General features: G+C 45.9%; 23 protein-coding genes. 9 read left to right on the top strand and 14 right to left on the bottom strand.

Going from position 1 to position 20,802, the window contains the following annotated elements; genetic code table 11:
* Position 1 precedes the first annotated feature (1 nt).
* From metW to gatC, 11 genes are all read right to left on the bottom strand, one after another.
* A complete protein-coding gene (metW, locus tag B6A14_RS01515; RefSeq protein ID WP_087908711.1) occupies positions 2 to 595 on the bottom strand; it encodes a methionine biosynthesis protein MetW in 594 nt (197 codons plus the stop codon).
* On the bottom strand, positions 588 to 1,730 hold the full coding sequence (metX, locus tag B6A14_RS01520) for a homoserine O-succinyltransferase MetX (RefSeq protein WP_087908712.1): 1,143 nt from the start codon (positions 1,728 to 1,730) through the stop codon (positions 588 to 590). Before metX ends, metW begins: the two co-directional genes overlap by 8 nt.
* On the bottom strand, positions 1,727 to 2,377 hold the full coding sequence (gene slmA, locus B6A14_RS01525) for a nucleoid occlusion factor SlmA (RefSeq protein ID WP_087908713.1): 651 nt from the start codon (positions 2,375 to 2,377) through the stop codon (positions 1,727 to 1,729). Before slmA ends, metX begins: the two co-directional genes overlap by 4 nt.
* Positions 2,378 to 2,385: 8 nt before the next feature.
* On the bottom strand, positions 2,386 to 3,288 hold the full coding sequence (gene argB, locus B6A14_RS01530) for an acetylglutamate kinase (protein WP_087908714.1): 903 nt from the start codon (positions 3,286 to 3,288) through the stop codon (positions 2,386 to 2,388).
* Positions 3,289 to 3,300: 12 nt separating this feature from the next.
* Positions 3,301 to 3,678 (bottom strand): RNA polymerase-binding protein DksA, encoded by a 378-nt coding sequence (gene dksA / locus B6A14_RS01535; RefSeq protein ID WP_087908894.1) that lies wholly within the window; start codon positions 3,676 to 3,678, stop codon positions 3,301 to 3,303.
* 223 nt (positions 3,679 to 3,901) lie between these two features.
* Entirely contained in the window at positions 3,902 to 4,960 is a 1,059-nt protein-coding gene (locus B6A14_RS01540) for a CobW family GTP-binding protein (RefSeq protein WP_087908715.1), read from the bottom strand.
* Between the two features lie 69 nt (positions 4,961 to 5,029).
* Positions 5,030 to 6,031 (bottom strand): tyrosine recombinase XerC, encoded by a 1,002-nt coding sequence (locus B6A14_RS01545; protein WP_087908716.1) that lies wholly within the window; start codon positions 6,029 to 6,031, stop codon positions 5,030 to 5,032.
* Positions 6,012 to 6,686, bottom strand: coding sequence for a DUF484 family protein (locus tag B6A14_RS01550; RefSeq protein WP_087908717.1), 675 nt, complete (start codon positions 6,684 to 6,686; stop codon positions 6,012 to 6,014). Before B6A14_RS01550 ends, B6A14_RS01545 begins: the two co-directional genes overlap by 20 nt.
* An 11-nt stretch (positions 6,687 to 6,697) precedes the next feature.
* Positions 6,698 to 8,167 (bottom strand): Asp-tRNA(Asn)/Glu-tRNA(Gln) amidotransferase subunit GatB, encoded by a 1,470-nt coding sequence (gatB, locus tag B6A14_RS01555; RefSeq protein WP_087908895.1) that lies wholly within the window; start codon positions 8,165 to 8,167, stop codon positions 6,698 to 6,700.
* Entirely contained in the window at positions 8,167 to 9,684 is a 1,518-nt protein-coding gene (gatA, locus tag B6A14_RS01560) for an Asp-tRNA(Asn)/Glu-tRNA(Gln) amidotransferase subunit GatA (RefSeq protein ID WP_087908718.1), read from the bottom strand. The genes gatB and gatA overlap by 1 nt, the downstream gene beginning before the upstream one ends.
* On the bottom strand, positions 9,681 to 9,974 hold the full coding sequence (gatC, locus tag B6A14_RS01565; protein WP_087908719.1) for an Asp-tRNA(Asn)/Glu-tRNA(Gln) amidotransferase subunit GatC: 294 nt from the start codon (positions 9,972 to 9,974) through the stop codon (positions 9,681 to 9,683). The genes gatA and gatC overlap by 4 nt, the downstream gene beginning before the upstream one ends.
* 61 nt (positions 9,975 to 10,035) lie before the next feature.
* On the opposite strand from gatC, the gene B6A14_RS01570 reads away from it, so the two are divergent.
* From B6A14_RS01570 to rodA, 5 genes are read left to right on the top strand one after another with little or no spacing between them, the layout of a single operon-like run.
* Positions 10,036 to 11,079, top strand: coding sequence for a rod shape-determining protein (locus B6A14_RS01570; RefSeq protein ID WP_068319852.1), 1,044 nt, complete (start codon positions 10,036 to 10,038; stop codon positions 11,077 to 11,079).
* A 24-nt stretch (positions 11,080 to 11,103) separates the two neighbouring features.
* Entirely contained in the window at positions 11,104 to 12,039 is a 936-nt protein-coding gene (gene mreC, locus B6A14_RS01575) for a rod shape-determining protein MreC (protein WP_087908720.1), read from the top strand.
* On the top strand, positions 12,036 to 12,560 hold the full coding sequence (mreD, locus tag B6A14_RS01580; protein ID WP_087908721.1) for a rod shape-determining protein MreD: 525 nt from the start codon (positions 12,036 to 12,038) through the stop codon (positions 12,558 to 12,560). The genes mreC and mreD overlap by 4 nt, the downstream gene beginning before the upstream one ends.
* Positions 12,561 to 12,568: 8 nt before the next feature.
* Positions 12,569 to 14,476 (top strand): penicillin-binding protein 2, encoded by a 1,908-nt coding sequence (gene mrdA / locus B6A14_RS01585; protein ID WP_087908722.1) that lies wholly within the window; start codon positions 12,569 to 12,571, stop codon positions 14,474 to 14,476.
* Positions 14,458 to 15,609 carry a rod shape-determining protein RodA gene (gene rodA, locus B6A14_RS01590; RefSeq protein ID WP_087908723.1) on the top strand — a complete coding sequence of 384 codons (1,152 nt, stop codon included), beginning with the start codon at positions 14,458 to 14,460 and terminating at the stop codon, positions 15,607 to 15,609. The genes mrdA and rodA overlap by 19 nt, the downstream gene beginning before the upstream one ends.
* Positions 15,610 to 15,677: 68 nt before the next feature.
* On the opposite strand, the gene B6A14_RS01595 is transcribed toward rodA, so the two are convergent.
* The 3 genes from B6A14_RS01595 to B6A14_RS01605 form a co-directional block, all read right to left on the bottom strand.
* Positions 15,678 to 15,962, bottom strand: coding sequence for an HU family DNA-binding protein (locus B6A14_RS01595; RefSeq protein ID WP_087908896.1), 285 nt, complete (start codon positions 15,960 to 15,962; stop codon positions 15,678 to 15,680).
* 113 nt (positions 15,963 to 16,075) lie between these two features.
* Positions 16,076 to 16,441 carry a hypothetical protein gene (locus tag B6A14_RS01600; RefSeq protein WP_087908897.1) on the bottom strand — a complete coding sequence of 122 codons (366 nt, stop codon included), beginning with the start codon at positions 16,439 to 16,441 and terminating at the stop codon, positions 16,076 to 16,078.
* 240 nt (positions 16,442 to 16,681) lie between these two features.
* Positions 16,682 to 16,978: a DUF167 domain-containing protein gene (locus tag B6A14_RS01605; RefSeq protein WP_087908724.1), complete on the bottom strand. Its 297-nt coding sequence runs from the start codon at positions 16,976 to 16,978 to the stop codon at positions 16,682 to 16,684.
* Between the two features lie 22 nt (positions 16,979 to 17,000).
* Here B6A14_RS01605 and can point away from each other — a divergent pair, with 22 nt between their 5' ends.
* Genes can through B6A14_RS01625 form a run of 4 tightly spaced genes read left to right on the top strand, consistent with a single transcriptional unit; the run spans position 17,001 to position 20,773 of the window.
* Positions 17,001 to 17,666 (top strand): carbonate dehydratase, encoded by a 666-nt coding sequence (can, locus tag B6A14_RS01610; RefSeq protein ID WP_087908725.1) that lies wholly within the window; start codon positions 17,001 to 17,003, stop codon positions 17,664 to 17,666.
* A 7-nt stretch (positions 17,667 to 17,673) separates the two neighbouring features.
* On the top strand, positions 17,674 to 18,573 hold the full coding sequence (locus B6A14_RS01615) for an LpxL/LpxP family acyltransferase (RefSeq protein WP_087908726.1): 900 nt from the start codon (positions 17,674 to 17,676) through the stop codon (positions 18,571 to 18,573).
* Between the two features lie 25 nt (positions 18,574 to 18,598).
* Positions 18,599 to 19,351, top strand: coding sequence for a metallophosphoesterase family protein (locus tag B6A14_RS01620; protein WP_087908727.1), 753 nt, complete (start codon positions 18,599 to 18,601; stop codon positions 19,349 to 19,351).
* Positions 19,352 to 19,354: 3 nt separating this feature from the next.
* Positions 19,355 to 20,773: a protein kinase domain-containing protein gene (locus B6A14_RS01625; RefSeq protein WP_087908728.1), complete on the top strand. Its 1,419-nt coding sequence runs from the start codon at positions 19,355 to 19,357 to the stop codon at positions 20,771 to 20,773.
* Positions 20,774 to 20,802: the final 29 nt, after the last annotated feature.

Genomic DNA, 20,802 nt, shown 5'->3' on the forward strand with positions numbered 1-20,802 from the left:
TCTAGGCGCTACGGACGCGGAACAGCGCCAAGCTACCAAAGAAATTAGGCATCAAGGTCACTTGTTGACCATCATGCAAGATGCATTGATCAATCACCTTGAGGCCAAGGCTGGAAGCTAACTTCTCAAAATCGTCCACAGTGAGTACGCGCACATTGGGTGTGTTGTACCACTGATAAGGCAAGCTCTTGGATACCGGCATACGACCAAGCCCTACTGCCAAACGATGTGACCAGTGGCCAAAGTTCGGGAAGGATACGATAGATTCTTTACCAACACGAACCACTTCACGCAAGATCTTTTCAGTCTGATGAATAGTTTGCAAGGTTTGTGAGAGCACTACGGTATCAAAACTATTATCTTCAAAAAGCGCTAAGCCGCCCTCTAAGTCTTGCTGAATTACATTCAGACTTTTTTGTACGCAAGAGAGAACACGTACATCATCGATCTCTACGCCATAGCAATGAACAGGTTTTTGTTTCTGCAAGAACTCCAAGAAACTACCATCACCACAGCCCAGGTCGAGTACCTGACTATTTGGGGCAATCCATTTGGCAATCGCCGCAAAGTCTGCGCGCTTATTGATATTACTCATGACGAGCCTCCAACATTTGCGCAAAATAAGCTCTTACTAGATTGTGATAACGCTCATCATCCAATAGGAATGCATCATGCCCATGAGGAGCATCGATCTCCGCATAAGTCACTTCACTCTTATTGCTCAATAAAGACTGGACGATCTCACGGCTACGATTCGGCGGGAATCGCCAATCCGTTGAGAAGCTCACTACTAAGAACTTAGCCTGCACCTCTGCTAAAGCACGGTTCAGACTACCGTCATAGCGACGTGACGGATCAAAGTAGTCCAAGGCACGAGTAATCAGCAAATAAGTATTGGCATCAAAGTAGGTTGAGAACTTATCGCCCTGATGACGCAAATAGCTTTCAACTTCGAATTCCACATCGAAGCTAAAGCGGTAGTCACTTGATTCGCCGTTGGGGCGTTGTAATTCGCGCCCAAATTTTTCAGCCATATCATCATCAGACAAATAGGTAATGTGGCCCACCATGCGAGCTAAACGCAAGCCACGCTTTGGCACTACGCCATGCTCGTAGTAATTGCCGCCATGAAAATCAGGGTCCGACAAAATTGCATTGCGCGCCACTTCATTAAACGCAATATTTTGTGCGCTTAATTTTGGAGTAGAAGCCACCACCACACAGTGCTCTATGCGCTTAGGAAACTGGATTGCCCAAGCCATTGCCTGCATGCCGCCCAGACTACCGCCCATGACTGCAGCAAATTTCCGAATGCCCAACTTATCAGCAAGACGTGCCTGGGTATTCACCCAATCCTCCACTGTAACTACAGGAAAGTCAGCGCCATAAGGCTTGCCGGTTTCGGAGTTGATGCTCATTGGTCCAGTAGAGCCAAAGCAAGAACCTAAATTATTTACGCCGATCACAAAAAAATGGTTTGTATCTACAGGCTTTCCGGGACCAATCATGTTGTCCCACCAGCCGATATCCTCTGGATTATCGGGGCTAGGGCCTGCTACGTGATGAGAAGCATTGAGCGCATGACAAATTAATACCGCATTACTTTTATCGGCGTTGAGTTTGCCGTAAGTTTCAATCACTAAATCATAGCCAGATAATATGGCGCCACTCTGCAAAGGCAGGGGCTCGGCAAAGTGGATAGTGTTTCTAGAGAGATTTAGCTCGCTCATTCTGAGAGGAGGATGCGCAAACTAATATCAGAAGCTTCGGTTGGCAATTTCTTAAAGCCGCTGCGGGCAAATCGATGCCAACGACCCAAGACAAAACTCATCAACATAGCAGCACGCATGCTGACTTCTTCTTGACCAACCTGAGCCCAAGCCCCACCTTGGGTCTGAGCAATTCGGAGTGATTGCTTCAATGAAGCTTCAACGCGATCTAGAACCTGCGTAATCCGTTCTTGCAAACGATCATCTTCTTGTAATAAGGCATCGCCTAATAGCACTCGAGTCATGCCAGGATTCTTCTCGGCAAAGAACAAAAGCATTTGTAAAATTCCTCGGGCTTGAGCAAGTCCAGATTCTTCTTTTTGATTGATCTGATTGATTAAGCCAAAGACAGTTTGCTCAATAAAAGAAATAAGCCCCTCAAACATCTGCGCTTTACTAGCGAAATGACGATAAAGGGCTGCTTCAGATACTTGAATTTTGGCAGCTAAGGCCGCTGTTGTTACGCGCTCACCCTTCGGGTTTTGCAACATTTCTGCAAGTACTTGCAAAATCTGCAAGCGGCGTTCGCCAGGACGTGGGCGTTTGCGAGCCTTACCAGCTTCAGCATCGCTGTCATTGGTATCTGCTGGCTGCAAAGATTCGCGCATGTCTTTGCTTACCTCGAACGAATCATCGTACCGAACGCTTGCTCGGTCAGAATTTCTAGCAATAAGGAATGCTCAATACGACCATCAATAATATGCACCGAATTCACGCCACTTTTTGCAGCATCTAATGCAGAAGAAATCTTCGGCAACATGCCGCCAGAGATCGTGCCGTCAGCAAACAAAGCATCAATTTCTCTTGCGGTTAAGTCCGTTAATAACTTGCCATTCTTATCCATGACACCAGGAATATTAGTCATCATGACCAATTTCTCTGCATGTAAGATTTCAGCCATCTTGCCAGCCACTAAGTCGGCATTGATGTTATAGGCCTGACCCTCGGCACTAAAGCCGATTGGCGAAATCACCGGAATGAACGCGTCATCTTGTAAAGCTTTCACAACAGCTGGATTAATCGCCTCAATTTCACCCACAAAACCAATATCTATTTTCTTACCTGGCTCTGTATCGCTAGAAATCATCATTTTCTTGGCATGGATTAAGCCGCCGTCTTTACCAGTCAGGCCGACAGCCTGACCGCCAAAGTGGTTAATCAGCATGACGATATCTTGCTGCACTTCACCGCCTAGAACCCACTCCACCACTTCCATGGTTTCTTCATCGGTCACGCGCATACCTTGAATAAAAGTTCCGGTCTTGCCAATTTTTTTCAGGGCCTCATCAATTTGTGGGCCACCACCGTGGACTACAACAGGATTCATGCCAACCAACTTCAGCAAGATGACGTCGCGCGCAAAACTTTCTTTGAGACGCTCTTCAACCATGGCGTTCCCGCCGTACTTAATCACGATAGTCTTACCGTGATACGCGCGGATGTAAGGCAAAGCTTCAGCAAGAATCTCTGCCTTTAACAAAGGTGAGATGTCACTAAGGGCAGGTAATTGCTTGGTCATCGCAAATGGAGTTTATTCGCCAAATAATTTTTGGCGGAGTTCACGACGCTCTTGAGCCTCAAGAGATAAATTGGCTGTAGGCCTTGCAATTAAACGGTTCAAGCCGATTGGCTCACCAGTCTCTTCGCACCAACCATAGTCGCCAGACTCAATACGAGCCAAAGCTTGCTCAACCTTTTTAAGCAATTTACGCTCACGGTCACGTGTGCGCAATTCCAATGCATGCTCTTCTTCAATCGTTGCACGATCAGCCGGATCTGGCACCAAAATATTTTCGCGAAGATGCTCGGTTGTCTCCGAAGCATTCTTCAAGATATCTTCTTTAAGCGTGAGTAATTTTTGACGGAAAAAGTCTAACTGCGCAGCACTCATGTAGTCCTTATCGGACATTTTGAGCAATTCTGCCTCAGTTAAAGGTGCACCCTTTACAGTCTTAGGGCTTGCAGCTTTGCTACTCGCTTTTGTAGTAGCCGCTGGTTTTGTTGCTGTTTTCACCGTCATCTCATTCTTTCCTAGATTTGAAGCATTATTGCCTCATTCTGCCAAACTTTTACAGCTCTTTTATCAATATTTATCAATATTGACCGTGGCCGCGGATTGTACCCGAATCTTCCTAGACCAAACATCCCTCAAGCCCAGCCAGTAGGGTGTCCTTAGGCAAATCAATGCCTATGAAGACCATCCGGGTTTGCTTGGGTTCAGTACCCCATGGGCCAGCCATATCGCTACCCATCATCTGATGAACCCCCTGGAATACCACTTTTCGGTTACTTCCCTTCACATAGAGCACGCCTTTATAGCGCAGCATCTTTTCGCCAAAGACCTCCAGAATGCCTCCTAGGAAGTCTTCCAATTTTTTGTGATCAAAGGGTTTATCACTACGAAATACGAAGGATTGGATACGATCTGTGTGCCCCGCATGACCATGATGATCATGGCTATGGTCGTGACCGCAAGTACTGTGATCATGGTCGTGGCTGTGATCATGACCACAATGTTCATGATCATGATCTTCCTGCTCTAAGAAATGAGGGTCAATATCTAACTTTGCATTGAGATTAAAGCCCTTGAGATCAAAAACTGCATCGAGAGGAACCACGCCCTTAGAGATTCCTGTAATCGGAGCTCTTGGGTTCATATGCATCAGGCGCTTACGTAAGGACTCAACTTCAGCTGGCGTTACTAAATCGGTCTTGGTAATAAAGATCTGGTCAGCAAAGCCGACTTGACGCTGCGCTTCCTCATGCTCATCTAGCTGATGCGGGCCGTGCTTGGCATCCACCAGGGTTACAACTGCATCTAAAACGTAATGGTCAGCAACGTCGTCATCCATAAAGAAGGTCTGAGCTACTGGGCCAGGATTGGCTACCCCGGTTGTTTCAATCACCACACGATCAAAACTGATCTTCTTATCTTTGCGTTGCTCCCACAGCTCATTCAAAGCCTCAACCAGATCGCCACGAATGGTACAACAAATACAACCATTACTCATCTGCACAATATTTTCTTCGTGATCTTGAACCAAGATGTCGTTATCAATATTCTCTTCGCCAAACTCGTTTTCAATCACAGCAATTTTTTTGCCATGATTTTCAGTCAGAATATGTTTGAGCAAAGTCGTTTTACCGCTTCCTAAAAAGCCAGTCAAAATAGTTACCGGAATTAATGCCATGAATGATCCAATCAAAATCTAGAACAAATGCGTTCCCAATGTGGGAAACCTACTATCTTACCGAGTTCCTCAGCCTTTACCAGCCTTTGCGCGCGGATGCGCTTTATCGTATGCCTGAGCGAGGTGCTGAAAATCTAAAGAGGTATAAATCTGAGTGCTGGCAATACTGGCGTGCCCTAACATCTCTTGCACTGCCCTCAGGTCCTGCGAGGATTGCAAAACATGGCTAGCAAAGCTGTGACGCATCATATGAGGGTGCACATGAGTTGGCAAACCAGCGCGCATTGCTAAAGTACGAAGGCGGGCTTGGACAGTACGGGGTGATAAGCGTTTTCCAGTTGCAGACAGAAAAAGGGCATTCGATTGCTCAGCAAAACTACTGGCACCCCGAATTTGACGCCAGATATTCAACGACCGCATTGCGGGTTTGCCGACAGGCACAGAGCGGCGCTTACCACCCTTACCCAATACCGTAACTTCTGCAGCATCCCAATCTAACCACCCAGCCGATTCATTTTGACGATCCTTACTTTGCATTACATCAATACCCAGTAACTCTGAAAGACGTAATCCCGAGGAATACAGTAAATCAATGATGGCTGCATCCCGAATCGATTCCAAATCCTTTTTCTCTTCCGCCTCTTTAACCGCTTGATTGACCAAGGAAAGCGCTTGCTCGACTGACAAGGCCTTAGGCAGCGACTTTAAGCGCTTAGGGGCCTTCACATCATCTACTGGATTGGCCACTAGATTACTGGTTACCTTGCCAGCACGCGCATCTCGCCTGGCATCCTTTTCTGTTAGCCAGTCATACCAACCACGCCATGCTGAAAGTGCTCTGGCAATACTTCTAGATGACTTACCTTTGGAATGTAAACGACCAGCCCAACGACGCACATGACCGTTGCTAACTTTTAGTAAATCAATCGAATCTTCAAGAGCAAAATTTTGGAGATCACTCAGATCCATGCCATACGCTTTTAGGGTATGCGGCGAGAGTTGGCGCAATACGTGCAACTCATGCAAATACTCTTGCATGAGCGGATGAAGATCAGTCGCTTGTAATTTCATAAGCCTGGATACGATCCAGAGCTGCAGCAGTTAGTTCGGCAATCTGGCGCAAATAGAAAGCTCCCATATCTGCAGTGAAACGCGTTTCATCCTTACTCGCTAAGAGCAGCACTGCTGGTGATTGGACGGCACCAATGCTCTTACCTAGCGGTAGACCAATAGCAACCATGCTTTGCCAGCTTGGATCAATAGTAGTTTGGCTCGCCAATAAAGCAACACTAGCAGCAGCCAATTCTTTAGCTGACCCGCAGAGCGGTGTATCTACCCATGGGCCAAACGCAGAATTTGGTGACAACAATTGAGCAGCCTCAACCTCAAATACCTCAGCTAATCCAGAGGTAATTGCTCCCTCAGCATCGGCTTTATTGTTGGCCTTCATTAAGCGCAGCAACCAAGCAACCAAGCTTTGTTGAGTTTTATCGTTACGGCTACCAAAGTGCAGCATCTCGCTTAGGCGACGATTGAGTTCTTGATTTTGAGTTCGCAATACTGTCATCTGACGCTCTTGCAATGAGATCGCACGATCTTCATGTGGATGCTTGATGCGGATCTCATTAAAGAGATCAGCATAGCGATCGAAGAAGCCAGGGGTTGCTCTCAACCACTCAGCAACCAACTCTTCTTGTTCTGCCTGCTTTGGATCTATTGCACTCATGAATTTCTTTCTTAACTTAGTTTTTTTCGCAGGAGTTCGTTTACTTGACCAGGATTCGCCTTGCCCTGAGAAGCTTTCATAATCTGACCAACAAGGGCATTGAATGCTTTTTCTTTACCAGAGCGGAACTCTTCAACCGATTTCTGATTGGCTGCCAGGACTTGATCAATGATTGCCTCAATAGCACCGCTATCGCTAATTTGCTTAAGCCCTTTAGCCTCAATGACTTGATCAACAGTACTCATTACCTTACCGGCAACAGCCTCATCCCACAAAATTGCAAAGATATCTTTAGCGATCTTATTGGAGATAGTGCCGTCTGCCACGCGAGTGAGCAATGGGGCTAAATGTTCGGCCTTTAGTGGTGCATCAGCAGTTGCAATTCCGGCACGATTTAAAGAGGAAGCAAATTCACCAGCAATGAAGTTTGCAGCTGCTTTAGCCAGAGGTTTGCCAACTATGGTTAGCAGCTCTTCGAATACTTTTGCTGTATCGCGGTCTTGTGTGAGTAATTGCGCGTCATAAGCACTCAAGCCATAATCCGCCTGCCATTGCCCGCGCAATTGTGTGGGGAGAGCCGGCATCTTAGTACGCACTTCGGCAATCCACGCATCATCAATCACGACTGGTAATAAATCAGGATCCGGAAAATAGCGATAGTCGTTTGCATCTTCTTTGCTACGCATACTGCGTGTTTCACCGCGATCCGGATCATAGAGACGAGTCTCTTGAACAACGGTGCCGCCATCTTCAATCAATTCAATTTGACGACGCACTTCATATTGAATGGCCTCTTCCAAGAAGCGGAAAGAATTTAAGTTCTTAATCTCGCAACGCGTACCAAATTCTTTTTGCCCCACAGGGCGAACAGATACGTTGGCATCGCAACGGAAAGAGCCTTCTTGCATATTGCCGTCGCATACCCCCAACCACACCACAAGGGTATGCAAGGCTTTTGCATAAGCCACCGCTTCTGCAGCGCTACGCATAACCGGCTCTGTAACAATCTCTAAAAGTGGAGTACCAGCACGATTTAAGTCGATGCCACTGGAGGATTCGCCATGAGGGCCAATAAAGCCCTCCTCATGAACAGATTTACCGGCATCCTCTTCCATATGGGCGCGAGTTAATTCAACCACTTTTACTTCCTCGCCCACCAGAATTTCTAAAGATCCGCCAACAACCACTGGAATCTCCATTTGGCTAATTTGATAGCCCTTAGGGAGGTCTGGATAGAAATAATTCTTGCGCGCAAAAATACTTGCAGGCGAAATCTTCGCTCCCACTGCTAATCCAAAACGAATCGCATGTTCAACTGCCTGGCGATTAAGTACTGGTAATACACCGGGCAAAGCTAAATCCACTGCACATGCTTGAGTGTTAGGTTCTGCACCAAAGCGCGTGCTGGCACCGCTAAATATTTTAGATTGAGTTTGTAACTGCGCGTGGGTCTCAAGACCAATGACGACTTCCCATTGCATCATGCCACCCCACTAGCTTGGCGCAAATGCCAATCGGTGGCTTGCTGATATTGATGTGCTACTTGCAATAAGCGCGCCTCAGAAAAGTAATTACCGATTAGCTGCATACCGATTGGTAAATTATTTGCATTAAATCCACAGGGTGCGCTCATTGCTGGCAAGCCTGCTAAATTAGTTGAAAGTGTATAAATATCTTCCAAATACATTTGAACTGGGTCTTTTGACTTCTCCCCTAGACGCCATGCCACATCTGGCGCAACAGGCCCTAGAATGACATCACACTCTTTAAAAGCCGCTTGAAAATCCGCTGCAATAATGCGACGAATTTTTTGTGCCTGCAAATAGTAAGCATCGTAATAACCGTGACACAAGACATAAGTGCCAATCAAAATGCGACGCCTTACTTCAGCACCAAAACCTTCAGTACGTGACTTCTGATACATGTCGCCCAAATCTTTGTACTCACTAGCACGATGGCCATAACGCACACCATCAAAGCGACTCAAGTTACTTGAGGCTTCCGCTGGTGCCAATACGTAATACACCGGAATAGATAACTTAGTTTTAGGTAAGCTCACCTCAACCAACTTCGCGCCCAATCCTTCTAAAGTCTTTGCTGCTTCATTGACTGACTTAGCAACATCACTCGCTAAACCGTCAGCAAAAAATTCTTTAGGCAAACCAATACGCAATCCCTCTAATGGTTTAGTAGGATTTGTGCTGGCTTCTTGCCAACTCTGATTGAGATAGCGACCATAGTCCTCACCGGAGTCCGCAAGAGAAGTTGAGTCACGCTGATCATGTGATGACATTGCGGAGAGAACTAAAGCGCAGTCCTCTGCTGATTTACCCATGGGGCCAGCTTGATCAAGCGAAGAGGCGTAAGCAATCATGCCGTAACGCGATACCCGTCCATAACTAGGCTTAATTCCGGTTAGGCCACAAAATGCCGCTGGTTGGCGAATTGAGCCGCCAGTATCGGTGCCGGTGGCAATCGGAGCTAAGCCGGCAGCAACCGCAGCAGCAGAACCGCCAGAAGAACCACCAGCCACATAAGCGGCATTCCAAGGATTTAAAACTGGGCCATAGGCAGAGTTTTCATTGGAAGAGCCCATGGCAAATTCATCCATATTGGTCTTACCAAGGCAGACCATACCAGCACCATGGGGGTTGTTTTCATCTGGGATTCCCAAATTGGAGACAACCGTTGCATCGAAAGGACTCTGATATCCAGCCAAGATTTTGGAGGCAGCAGTCGACTTCCAACCGCGGGTAACGAAGACGTCCTTATGGGCAACTGGAATGCCGGTCAATTTGCCAGCTTTACCAGCAGAAATTAATTTATCTGCTTTAAATGCTTGCTCTAAGCTTAAGTGAGCATTCACATCAAGATATGCATTCCACTGCTTTCCAGCCTCAATACGGTCTAAAAAGTACTGGGTTAATTCAGTGCTAGAGACCTCCTTAGCAGCTAAGGCTTTTGCCATAAGCGTAATGGGAGCGTTATGCCAACTCATTCAATCACCCTCGGCACTAGGAAGTAACCATCCTGTTGAGCTGGAGCAGACTGCATGTTCTCAGCGCGGTGATCGGACTCACTCACTTGGTCAACGCGCATGGGCTGAGCCAAATCACGCAGAAATAGAATAGGGTGAGCAAGTGGCTCTAACCCAGTGGTATCAACAGCCTGCATTTCCTCGACGAGAGAAAAAATAGCCTGTAATTGAGGCAAAACAGCCTCGGCTTCTGCCTGATTTAACTCAAGCCTAGAAAGGTGCGCAATGCGCTGGACATCATCAAGATTCATGGGGCGCTAGAGTATCATTCCTATATATTTTTATTAACAACTTCTATTTTCCCACTACATCATGTTTGGTTTTTTCCGCAGCTACTTTTCCAATGACCTAGCCATCGACCTAGGAACCGCCAACACCTTAATTTATATGCGTGAGCGGGGTATTGTCCTCGATGAACCCTCGGTTGTGGCAATTCGCCAAGAAGGTGGTCCAAATGGCAAAAAGACCATTTTGGCCGTCGGAAAAGAGGCAAAAGCGATGTTGGGTCGCGTTCCAGGAAATATTGAGGCAATTCGCCCGATGAAAGATGGCGTTATTGCCGACTTCACCATCACCGAACAAATGCTCAAGCAATTTATCAAGCTCGTGCATGAAAGTAAATTATTAAAGCCAAGTCCACGCATCATCATTTGTGTTCCTTGTGGATCCACTCAAGTTGAGCGTCGCGCAATTCGTGAATCTGCATTGGGTGCTGGTGCATCACAAGTATTTTTGATTGAAGAGCCAATGGCGGCTGCAATCGGGTCTGGCCTACCAGTTTCTGAAGCTGCAGGTTCAATGGTGGTTGACATCGGTGGCGGTACAACTGAAGTTGGTGTGATGTCATTGGGCGGCATGGTTTACAAAGGGTCTGTTCGCGTTGGTGGCGATAAGTTTGATGAAGCGATTACCAACTACATTCGTCGTAACTACGGCATGTTGATTGGTGAGCAAACTGCTGAGTTGATCAAGAAAACCATTGGTTCTGCTTTTCCCGGCGCTGAAGTGCGCGAGATGGAAGTCAAAGGACGCAATCTTTCAGAAGGTATTCCACGCAGCTTCACAGTAACCAGCAATGAAATTTTGGAAGCTTTAACAGACCCTTTGAATCAAATCGTGACCGCTGTTAAAGCAGCTCTCGAGCAGATTCCACCTGAGTTGGCCTCTGATATTGCTGAGCGCGGCATGATGCTAACGGGCGGCGGCGCCTTATTGCGTGACCTTGACCGCCTCTTGCTAGAAGAAACTGGTTTGCCAATTCATGTAGCAGAAGATCCATTAACTTGCGTGGCTCGCGGTTGCGGTATCGCACTGGAGCGCATGGATAAGTTAGGCGGAGTGTTCTCGCACGAGTAAGCGACATACACGTCGATCAGGGAATTGCAACATAGCGCTCCACCACTTTTCAGACAGGGCATTCCGGCCTTACTCAAACTGATTGTCTGTCTGTCGATCAGCATCGCTCTGATGCTGATCGATTTTCGTTTTAAAGCACTCGATCCAATTCGCAACAATATCAATTGGGTTTTGCGTCCTCTTGAATATGTCATGATGGCGCCACGGAATATTTTTGAAGCAGGATCAGAATATTTCACGACTCGGTCCACGCTTGATCAAGAAAACCAAACGATGAAGGTGCGGCAAGCAGAGCTCTCTCTGTTAGCAAATCAGTCTGAATTTTTGATGGTAGAAAATCAAAATTTGCGTGATTTGATGGCGCTGCAAAAACAGGTGCCCTTCAAAACATTACCTGTCGAGATTCTCTTTAATCCTCCCAATCCGATTTCACAACGCATTGTGATTAATCGCGGTACTAATGACGGCCTCAAGCTGGGCAATCCAATCGCTAATGATTCTGGGATATTGGGCCAGGTTGTGCGCCTGTATGAACGCTCTGCTGAGGTTTCCCTGCTGGAGGATCGTGACTTTGCGGTTCCAGTCCAGGTTGCCCGTAATGGCTTGCGTGCTGCCGTTTTTGGAGCTGGACGAGGCAACCCCCTGGAGCTGCGCTACTTACCAGTAGCCAGCGATTTAGAGGTTGGCGATATTTTGATTACCTCCGGCATTGATGGCGTATACCCACCAGGCTTTGCAGTTGCGGTTATTAGCAAAATTGAGCGCAACGCCGATAAGAATTCTTCCAATGTATTTTGTGTACCGGTGGCAGCAGTTAATCGATATCGCCAAGCCTTAGCTTTTTTATACGACCCACAGTTTGATGCTAAAGCGCCAACGATTAACAACAAATCAGTTAATGGTCAGCCTTTGACAAATACGCCTGGTAGACGCCAAACTCGCGCGCGAGGAATGCAATGATTGATTTCCAAAGCGGCTACATATTGCGTCCGGTAAATCCGGTCTTCATTTATTTCAGTCTGTTTTGTGCACTGTTACTAAATCTTTTGCCAATCGGAAACTATGGCTGGGTACCGGACTGGTTAATTCTTTGTATTGTGTTTTGGAATATTCATCAGCATCGCTACGTTAGTGTCATCTGGGCTTTCATACTCGGGCTCATGATGGACGTCCATAACTCTGATATTTTGGGTCTACACGCATTTAGCTATTCACTAGTGGCATACCTGGCAATCTCTTGGCACCGACGCATTGTGGCGCTTACCGTTCTATCTCAGGCCCTGCACCTCTTGCCGATCTTTTTGCTTGTGTCTTTATTTCCACTGTTAGTTCATTGGCTACTCAGCGGAGAGCTCTATTGGTGGGCCCTCACCGGCGCCATTCAAGCTGTCATTGAAGCAATGCTTTGGCCACTGGCAACTCGCGTATTATTGGCGCCTCAACGTCGCCCAATTGACGTCGATCACAATCGCCCACTCTAAGAAGCTGCATGGTTTCTTTTAAAAAGCCTGACCTCGACTCATTTCAAGAGCGCATCCATATTGCGACCTTGTTCGTCACTTTTTGTTTCTTGCTTTTAGTGACTCGTTTAGTCTGGCTTCAACTTGTAAGCCATGGCAAATATGCCTTGCTCGCAGAAAGCAATCGCATCGCGCTAGTCCCGGCACCAGCAAATCGCGGCCTTCTGATTGATCGCAATGGCATCGTGATTGGCCGAAACTACTCTGCACTCACGCTAGACGTCAATGCCGAAGAAGTTAAAGGCAATGTTGATCAGCTCATCAATGAACTTTCTGAGATTATTGATATTTCTCCTAGAGATCGCCGCAATTTTAAGCGCTCCTTGGAAGATTCAAGAAATATGGGCACTTTCCCCTTGCGCTCCATGCTCAATGAAGCTGAAACTGCCCGTTTTATGGCTAATCGCTACCGGTTTCCTGGGGTAGAAATCCGCGCTAGAAGCTTTCGGGAGTATCCCTATAACGAGCTAGCCTCCCACCTGATTGGCTACATTGGTCGTGTTTCCCAAAAGGATAAGGAGCGCATGCAGGCAGAAATCGAGGGCGCCAAAGGCAACGATCCCGATGCTTTGCAGGCCTCTTTTTTGCCAGGTATTCAATACGTTGGCAAGATTGGTTTAGAGCAAAGCTATGAAAGTGTATTGCGCGGTGTACCAGGCTACGATCAAGTAGAAATTACTGCAGGCGGAAAACCTGTACGCACTCTCTCTAGTTCACCTTCCGTCCCCGGCAAAAATGTAGTGCTCTCTGTTGATATCAAATTGCAATATTTAGTTGAGCAACTGTATGGTAATTTTCGCGGGGCATTTGTTGCGATCGAGCCAGAGACTGGTGACATCTTGGCCTTCGTATCGAAACCCAACTTCAACCCAAATGACTTTGTTGAGGGCATTGATTCAGTGACGTGGAAAGAATTGAATGAATCGCCACAAAAGCCACTCTATAACAGACCGCTTAAAGGCATTTATCCACCGGGATCAACCTATAAACCTTTTATGGCCCTTGCTGCTTTAGAGCTTCAGAAGCGTACACCTTCTCAAACCATTTCTGATCCAGGTTATTTTGAGTTTGGTAATCACACCTTCCGGGATGACAAAAAAGGTGGTCACGGTATTGTTGATATGCAAAAGTCAATCGTTGACTCTTGTGACACGTATTACTACCTGCTTGCTCGCGATATGGGCGTCAACATGATGCATGACTTTATGAAGCCTTTTGGCTTTGGACAAATCACTGGCATTGATTTACAAGGTGAATCTAGAGGCGTACTACCGTCAACGGAATGGAAGAAAAATACCTTCAAGAAACCAGAGCAGCAAAAATGGTACGAAGGCGAAACGATTTCATTGGGCATTGGCCAAGGTTATAACGCTTTCACCATTTTGCAATTAGCGCACGGAATGGCAAACCTAGCGAATAACGGTATTGTGATGAAGCCCCACTTGGTAAAAGCAATTGAAGATCCTTTTACTCGCAACAGAGTATTAACTACGCCGAAAGAAAGCTATCGCATTGACCTGAAACCAGAAAATATTGAGTTCATCAAAAAATCGATGGTTGAGGTAAATATTTCTGGAACATCTACAGCAGCTTTTAAGGGCGCAGGATACGTTGCCGGGGGTAAGACCGGTACCGCCCAAGTCTTTAGCTTGAATTCGAAAGAATATAAACACAGCTCTACAGCAGAGTTCTTACGAGATCATGCTTTATATATTGCATTTGCTCCTGCAGACAAACCCACTATCGTGATTGCAATGGTGGTTGAAAACGCAGGCTTTGGTGCTCAACATGCAGCGCCGATTGCACGAAGAGCGTTGGATTACTACATTGAGGGCAAGTGGCCTAAGGAGATTCCCGAATGGAAAAGAGCCCCTTAATTAAAATTAAAAGTTTTTTCTTCAGCCTATTTGCTGGTCTTGACCGCCAGCTAGGCCTTATTTTGCTTGGCTTAGCGGGTATTGGCTTTTTTACCTTCCTATCTGCAAGTCAAAATACACCAGTTCAAATCGCAGATGAGTTACGCAATCTTGCGCTGTCGTTCTTAGTAATGTGGGTTGTTTCGCGCATACCACCTAAGTGGCTAGAAACGGGTGCTGTTTGGGTTTATGGATTTGGTATTGCATTACTGATTGCAGTGGCTGTATTTGGCCTAATCAAAAAAGGTGCACGTCGTTGGTTAAATATTGGCATCGTTATTCAACCCTCCGAGCTTATGAAGATTGCAATGCCACTCATGTTGGCGTGGTACTTTCAAAAGCGTGAGGGGATTCAGAAAGGTTGGGACTATGCGGTAGCGGGAATCATTCTAGTGATTCCGGTTTTTCTGATTGCACGTCAACCCGACTTAGGTACAGCCCTTCTAGTATTTGCAGCTGGCTTATATGTAATTATTTTGGCGGGGCTACCATGGAAGTGGATTTTGCCTTTTGTGGGGATTGGTGTTGTAGGGATTCTGCTGATCATTATTTTTGGCAGCACAATTTGTGCACATGATGTGACTTGGCCACTCGTACACAACTATCAAAAGCATCGTGTTTGTACCTTACTTGATCCAACTAGCGATCCATTAGGTAAAGGCTTTCACACGATTCAATCCATGATTGCCATTGGCTCGGGTGGATTTTTTGGCAAGGGTTGGTTTCAGGGAACACAAGCGCATTTGGAGTTCATTCCAGAAAAACATACTGACTTTATATTTGCAGTCTTTTCAGAAGAGTTTGGCTTGCTTGGCAATCTGATATTGATTGGGCTTTTCTTTGCCCTGATCAAAAGAGGCTTGGCAATCTCAGCGAGTGGGCCAAACTTGTTTACCCGCTTATTAGGCGCAGCGGTAACACTCATTTTCTTTACCTATGCATTTGTGAACATTGGCATGGTCAGCGGCCTACTTCCCGTTGTTGGAGTTCCTCTGCCATTTATTAGTTATGGTGGTACCGCTTTGGTTACCCTTGGATTTGGTGCGGGCATATTGATGAGCATTCATCGCCATCGTCGACTGGTACAAAGTTAATGAAGTAGTTAAATCTTGAGAAAATAAAAAAGCCCGGCATGCCGGGCTTTTTACCAACAGAGTAAAAATTACTTCTTACGCTTGTTAACTGAATCTTTAAATGCTTTACCAGCAGAAAACTTAACAGTTTTTGCAGCAGCAATTTTGAGTGGCTCGCCAGTTTTTGGGTTACGGCCCATACGTGCAGCACGTTTGCCAGATGCAAATGTACCGAAACCGATCAGTTGCACTGAATCGCCCTTGGTAACAGCTTTGATGATGTTCTCAATTGCTGAATTCAATGCGAATTCAGCTTTTGCTTTAGAGATCTCCGCGTCGTCAGCAATCGCTGCGATTAGTTCGGCTTTGTTCAAGTGAAGCTCCTTATAGATATTGATGTCAGCGCACATTACGCTTACATGATTTTAACCACAAAAAATTACAAAAATAAAGCTGCGATACAGCAATTTTTTACTACCACTACAAATTACTCATCCAAAACCACTATATCGGAGACAAAATACTCTGTATCCCCAAAACAGTTTGTAGGTAGGCCAATATGCTGTTGATATTTTAGTGCTACCTTTTTGCCCAAATTAGCATTTATTTTTTCCGCCACAGCATCTTCACGCACTGTAAAGAGGAATTTTTCTGACATGGTGCCAGGCATCGAAACCATCGCCAGCTCTCCCTCCCAGGTCTTGCAAATATAACCACGATTGGAGAATTTTTGAACATATCCTGCTCGTTCGCCATTTCCATAGCTCCAAGTCAGCATTGCCCATGTGTATACTGAAATACCCGCTAGGCCAATTAAAACAAGGCTTAAGAGCCACTTTGTAAACCTATTCATACGATCATCCTTGATCAATGTCCACATAAACCCTAACTGGGCAACAAAAGCTATTCCTATCAAGTATATGAGGATCCTCCCTCAAGAAATAGCCAACCGAGAGCTTGTCGATAAATAAACATTAGTAGTTACACCAGATTTAATCGTTCCACTAAAAAACTAGAAATCCATCTTTTAGATTTTTTGAGACTCAGTCATTTTCTATATTTCAGTGGCAAAAGTTGGTGATCTTCCAAAAATTTAGGGCTTAAGCGCTTGAACAATTTGCTCGGGACTAATAGGGCCCCAGACCTCTACCCGCTTCTTTCGGCTATTTTGTCCAGAAATGAACTGAATCTGCTTTTGGGGAACTTTTAATTGTTTCGAAAGCCAGGCCAATAGAAGCTCATTCGCCTTATTTTCTGAGGCAGGGGCCTGCAAAGAGATTTTCAGACAACCGTCATGTAGGCCAACTACTTTGGTAATTTTTGCACCTGGCTGGCAATGCAAACTGAGAGTAATTCCGTTTGGGGTTTGTTTTAACCAATTAGGCGTCATTAAAGTACTTTAAACTTAAACCATGATTATGAAGAGCTCTAAAACGCTAGACCACCTATTTGCAAACAATCGCGACTGGGCCGAAGGCATGGTCGCCAAAGACCCTGAATTCTTTAAGCGTTTAGTGAATCAACAAGCTCCAGAATACCTCTGGATTGGTTGTGCCGATAGTCGCGTCCCAGCAAATGAAATTGTTGACCTTTTGCCAGGCGAACTATTTGTTCATCGCAATGTGGCTAACGTTGTTGTACATACCGACTTAAATTGCTTATCTGTGATTCAGTTCGCTATTGATTTGCTTAAAGTTAAACATATTTTGGTCGTCGGTCACTATGGTTGTGCGGGTGTGCATGCTGCATTGAGTGATCGCCGCATAGGGCTTGCTGATAATTGGTTGCGCCATGTAAAAGACGTTCACCAAAAGCATGAGCGCTATTTAGGAGAGGTCTTGCCAACGCCAAAGCGTCAAGATCGCTTATGTGAATTAAATGTGATTGAGCAAGTAGTGAACGTCTGCGAAACCACTATTGTTCAAGATGCCTGGAGCCGTGGCCAAGATCTCACGGTACATGGCTGGACATACCGCCTCGATACAGGTCTCGTAAAAGATTTGGGAATGTCTTGTAGTTCCATTGAGGAAATGGGCATTCGTTACAAAAAAACCTTAACCCGCTACGACTCTGAGTAAATCGCATTTGCTCAAATCCTTTTCTAATCACGCAGTAGTTACTGTTCTTAAGCTTCTCTCCCTATTGCCTTATGGGCTTCTAGTGTCGATTGGCTATGGCTTGGGCTATATTGCTGCACGCATTCCGGGAGATCGAAATCGGGTAGTAAAAACCAATCTGCATTTATGTTTTCCTGAATTAAATGCAACTGAAATTGATCTTCTGAGCAAGCAACACTGGCGATTACTTGGTCGCAGCTTGGTTGAAAAAAGCATTATTTGGCTAGGAAGCCAGGAGCAGCTAAGTAATATGATTGAGGTTAAATCTGCCGTGGATCTCGAGAATAAAAAGCCTCGCATTCTAGTCAATATGCATTTCACCGGGATTGAAGGCAGCATTATTTTGAGCGCTTTAGCAAAGCAAAACCACTGGCCGCGGACTTCTGGATTTTTTCAGAGAATGAAAAGTCCATTTTTTAATCAAAAAATTATTGAATGGCGAAATCGCTTTGGCGGTAACTCAATTGACCGCCAAGGAAACTCGAAAGAAATTATTCGGGAGATTCGTAATGGTGATTTCATCATCATTGCCCCAGATATCGATCTCGGCACAAAAGATTCTGAATTTGTTCCTTTTTTTGGCATTGAAACTAATACGATCACAGCAGTTTCGCGAATGGCCAAAATTACTGGGGCTGATGTTTGCCTAATGACCACCACCTTGAAAGCTGATGAGTCTGGCTATATTTGCCAAATCAGCGAGCCTTTAGAAAATTTTCCAGGATCAGATCCAAAAGCAGATACCGCTCGCCTTAACCAATATTTTGAAAAAGAAATTCGTCTTCGCCCTGCCGAATACTACTGGGTCCATAAGCGCTTTAAAAATCCACCCAGCAACAAAGCCAACCCCTACAACCCTTCTATCTGAAGGCCTTTTGACCTATCATTAAGGGATGACTGAACGCATTGGGCTATTTGCCGACCTTCATAGCAACCTAGAGGCTTACGAGGCCTGTATGGCCAAAGCTCAAGGGCTTGGCGTAACTCGCATGGTTTTTTTAGGGGACATCGTTGGCTATAACGCAGACCCAGCTGCGGTCATTGATCGCATTGCAGATTTAGTCAATGCAAAAAGGGCAATCGCGATCTTAGGTAATCATGATGAGGCGGTTTTCAAAGATCGCCGTAACCAAATGAATGCGAGTGCCAATGCGGCAATTGAGTGGACCAAGACTCAGCTCAAAGAAAGCCATCTTGAGTTTCTAAAAAATTTACCTCTGGTAGTTAATGAGGAAAAAATATGTTTTGTCCATGCCTCCGCACACAATCCGGCCGATTGGAACTACATTACCGACAGTATGAGTGCCTGGCGTTGCGTGCAAAGCTCCGGAAAGAGTTATACCTTTGTAGGCCATGCACACGAGCAAGCGCTTTTTTATCAAAGCGCTGTTGGCAAACTCATTCGATTTGCGCCACATCCTGGTGATGAAATTCCTGTTCTACAACATCGCCAGTGGGTTGGGGTTGTTGGGTCTCTAGGCCAACCAAGGGATGGAAACCCAGAAGCGTGCTTTGCTGTTTTTGAGCCTGGATCTGAGACGCTGACTTTTCACCGAGAACCTTATGATCATTTTTCTGCCGCAGATAAAGTGAGACGCGCAGGCTTGCCAGATGATTTAGCCAATCGCTTAATTACCGGCAAATAATCGATGTCTATCAATACTGAAATTGAGGCAGTAGATGATATTTTCCAAGAGGGCAAAGTAGTTGATGGCTTTGTGCTGGGAAAAGAAGTTCACAGGGGCGGCATGGCTACTCTATTTACCGCCACTAAGGAGGGCATTGATGTTCCCATCCTACTGAAGATTCCACGTGTCGGGAGAGATCAGCCCGTTGAGAGCTTAATTGGCTTTGAAACTGAGCTCACGATTCTTCGCTCCCTCAAGAGTCCCCATGTTCCCAAGTTCTTGGGGGCAGGCAACATGGCAACCCGCCCATATATTGCAATGGAAAGGATTGAGGGTCGCCCGCTGGAAGACTACATCAAGGAAGGCAAGGTTTTTACCGTTGATGAAGTAGTAAAGATTGGGGCGGATCTAGCGCAAGCAGTTCAATCTTTGCACTCACAAGATGCAATTCATTTAGACATCAAGCCAGAAAATATTCTGATTGACAATAAAGACAAGTTAACGATTATCGATTTTGGCCTGTCTCATCATGCCCGTTACCCCGATTTACTTGCCGAAGAAATGCGTAAGGGCGTAGGCTCTGCACCTTATATTTCACCGGAGCAAGTAGCTGGCATTCGTTCTGATGCACGCAGTGATATTTACTCTATCGGCGTCATCATGTATGAACTCCTAACTGGGGAATTGCCATTTGGTAATCCACAAAGCCTGAGCGGCTTGAGAAGACGCATGTGGGCAAAGCCATTCCCACCGCGGGCAATCCGCCGAGAAATTCCTCGCTGGCTACAAGAGGTGGTCCTAAGATGTCTAGAGCCACGAGCTGCAGATCGATATCAAAGTGCCGCACGGTTGCGGCAAGTATTGCGGGATCCGGAAGGCGTCACACTCACCGAAAGGGCCGATCGAGTTGAGCCACTGAGTTTCTGGCAGAACCTTAAAGGCATGTTTAAGGCTGCTGGATACGAGCCCTCGCCAAGTCCACGGCCGAGCATGGGCAATTATGATGCGCCATTAATGATTGCTGCGATTGATACAAGACAATCAGATGAAGATTTACGAGAGCGCATGCAACTCACTGCTAAAAACTTATTACTCGCTTATCCCGAGAGTCGTTTAGTTTGCTTAAGCACAATTAGTAGCACTCCTACTTTTGAGGGCAATCAAGAAAATGAAACCGCAAGCGGCATTGTGCGCGGTCACTTAGTCCAATTAATGGAATGGGCAAAGCCCTTGAAGCTTCCTCCAGAGCGAATCTCTTATCACGTCCTTGAGGCAATGGATCCTGCATCACGGATTGTGGAGTTTGCAAAAGATAATGATGCGTCTCTCATCTTAATTGGGGCATCACACAAATCCCCCAACTTAGTAACGCCTTGGAGAACCTCCATGACTAAGATTGTTGAGGAAGCCCCATGCAGCGTACATATTGTTAGAACCTAATTAAGGGCTTTATCAGCTCAACCTAGTAA

The sequence above is a fragment of the Polynucleobacter hirudinilacicola genome, assembly GCF_002192535.1.
Classification (GTDB): domain Bacteria; phylum Pseudomonadota; class Gammaproteobacteria; order Burkholderiales; family Burkholderiaceae; genus Polynucleobacter; species Polynucleobacter hirudinilacicola.

Bases quoted from the DNA above. Each gene is read 5' to 3' on its own strand.
- B6A14_RS01620 (WP_087908727.1), top strand. From the start codon at position 18,599: ATGACTGAACGCATTGGGCTATTTGCCGACCTTCATAGCAACCTAGAG.
- B6A14_RS01600 (WP_087908897.1), bottom strand. From the start codon at position 16,441: ATGAATAGGTTTACAAAGTGGCTCTTAAGCCTTGTTTTAATTGGCCTA.
- B6A14_RS01550 (WP_087908717.1), bottom strand. From the start codon at position 6,686: ATGAGTGCAATAGATCCAAAGCAGGCAGAACAAGAAGAGTTGGTTGCT.
- mreD (WP_087908721.1), top strand. From the start codon at position 12,036: ATGATTGATTTCCAAAGCGGCTACATATTGCGTCCGGTAAATCCGGTC.
- B6A14_RS01570 (WP_068319852.1), top strand. From the start codon at position 10,036: ATGTTTGGTTTTTTCCGCAGCTACTTTTCCAATGACCTAGCCATCGAC.
- metX (WP_087908712.1), bottom strand. From the start codon at position 1,730: ATGAGCGAGCTAAATCTCTCTAGAAACACTATCCACTTTGCCGAGCCC.
- B6A14_RS01540 (WP_087908715.1), bottom strand. From the start codon at position 4,960: ATGGCATTAATTCCGGTAACTATTTTGACTGGCTTTTTAGGAAGCGGT.
- gatB (WP_087908895.1), bottom strand. From the start codon at position 8,167: ATGCAATGGGAAGTCGTCATTGGTCTTGAGACCCACGCGCAGTTACAA.
- dksA (WP_087908894.1), bottom strand. From the start codon at position 3,678: ATGTCCGATAAGGACTACATGAGTGCTGCGCAGTTAGACTTTTTCCGT.
- gatA (WP_087908718.1), bottom strand. From the start codon at position 9,684: ATGAGTTGGCATAACGCTCCCATTACGCTTATGGCAAAAGCCTTAGCT.
- mrdA (WP_087908722.1), top strand. From the start codon at position 12,569: ATGGTTTCTTTTAAAAAGCCTGACCTCGACTCATTTCAAGAGCGCATC.
- B6A14_RS01625 (WP_087908728.1), top strand. From the start codon at position 19,355: ATGTCTATCAATACTGAAATTGAGGCAGTAGATGATATTTTCCAAGAG.
- gatC (WP_087908719.1), bottom strand. From the start codon at position 9,974: ATGAATCTTGATGATGTCCAGCGCATTGCGCACCTTTCTAGGCTTGAG.
- metW (WP_087908711.1), bottom strand. From the start codon at position 595: ATGAGTAATATCAATAAGCGCGCAGACTTTGCGGCGATTGCCAAATGG.
- rodA (WP_087908723.1), top strand. From the start codon at position 14,458: ATGGAAAAGAGCCCCTTAATTAAAATTAAAAGTTTTTTCTTCAGCCTA.
- B6A14_RS01545 (WP_087908716.1), bottom strand. From the start codon at position 6,031: ATGAAATTACAAGCGACTGATCTTCATCCGCTCATGCAAGAGTATTTG.
- slmA (WP_087908713.1), bottom strand. From the start codon at position 2,377: ATGCGCGAATCTTTGCAGCCAGCAGATACCAATGACAGCGATGCTGAA.
- B6A14_RS01605 (WP_087908724.1), bottom strand. From the start codon at position 16,978: ATGACGCCTAATTGGTTAAAACAAACCCCAAACGGAATTACTCTCAGT.
- can (WP_087908725.1), top strand. From the start codon at position 17,001: ATGATTATGAAGAGCTCTAAAACGCTAGACCACCTATTTGCAAACAAT.
- argB (WP_087908714.1), bottom strand. From the start codon at position 3,288: ATGACCAAGCAATTACCTGCCCTTAGTGACATCTCACCTTTGTTAAAG.